Raw genomic sequence first — 1,036 nt, 5'->3', positions numbered from 1 at the left:
GGGCTGAGGCGGCGGGTCCCCACGGCGTGCGTGGCGCGGCGGGCGCTGCGACGCTCGGCCAGTGACCCCAGCGCGCGCCACCACCGGCATCGTCGAGGGCGTCGTCGCCGTCGTGGGGCAGGTGGGCCGCGACCTGGTGCTGCGCGTGGACGAGGTGCCCGCGGCCGGCGGGTCCACCGCCGTGCGGGAGCGCCGCGAGGTGCTGGGCGGCAAGGGCGCCAACCAGGCCGTGGCCGCGGCGCAGCTGGGCATGTCGGCCGCGCTCGTGGGGGTCGTGGGGGACGACCCGGCCGGGGAGCAGGTGCTGGCGCAGGCGCGCCAGGACGGGGTGGACGTGCGCCGGGTGGTGCGCCGGGAGGGCGCGACGACGGCGCTGCTCGTGGACGTCGTCGCGGGCGGGCAGCGCCGGCTGCTGGAGGACGCCTCGGAGCAGGTGCAGCTGACGGCCGCGGACGTGCACGCCGCCACCGGGCTGCTGCGCCGCGCCGCGGCCGTCCTGGTGCAGCTGCAGCAGCCCGCCGAGGCGGTGTCGGCGGCGCTGCGGATCGCGCGGGAGGCGGGCCGGTTCACCGTGGTCGACGGGGCGTGCCGGGACGCGTCGGTGCGCCAGGAGGTGCTCGCCGCGGCCACGGTGCTGCGCGCCGACGCGCACGAGGCGGAGCTGTTCTGCGGCCGGGCGCTGCGGGGGGCGGACGCGGTGCTCGACGCGGCGCGCGAGCTGGTCGGGCGCGGCCCGCGCCTGGTGGTGCTGGAGGCCGGCGCCGCGGGCAACGCGGTGGCCTGGGAGGGCGGCGGCGAGCTGGTGCCGCTGACCGGGGTGGAGGTCGTGGACCCCACCGGCGGCGGGGACTCCTTCACCGCGGCGCTGGCGGTGGCGCTGCTGCGCGGGGAGGAGGTCGAGCGGGCCGCGCGGTGGGCGACGGCCGCGGCGGGCTCGACGGTGCAGCGGCTCGGGGGCCGGCCGGCGCTGTCGCCGGAGGAGCTGGACGAGCAGGCGAACCTGCTGCCCTAGGGGCGGGGTGGGGCGGTGCCCGGC

At 80.7% G+C, this 1,036-nt stretch carries 1 protein-coding gene; it reads left to right on the top strand.

Features of this window, described 5'->3' with window-relative positions; translation table 11 throughout:
* Nucleotides 1-61 precede the first annotated feature (61 nt).
* Nucleotides 62-1,012, top strand: a complete 951-nt coding sequence (locus GTR00_RS21565) for a PfkB family carbohydrate kinase (protein ID WP_205706380.1) — start codon at nucleotides 62-64, stop codon at nucleotides 1,010-1,012.
* Nucleotides 1,013-1,036: the final 24 nt, after the last annotated feature.

This window comes from Kineococcus indalonis (genome assembly GCF_009906395.1).
GTDB lineage: Bacteria > Actinomycetota > Actinomycetes > Actinomycetales > Kineococcaceae > Kineococcus > Kineococcus indalonis.
This window is presented reverse-complemented; position numbering and strand designations above follow the sequence as displayed.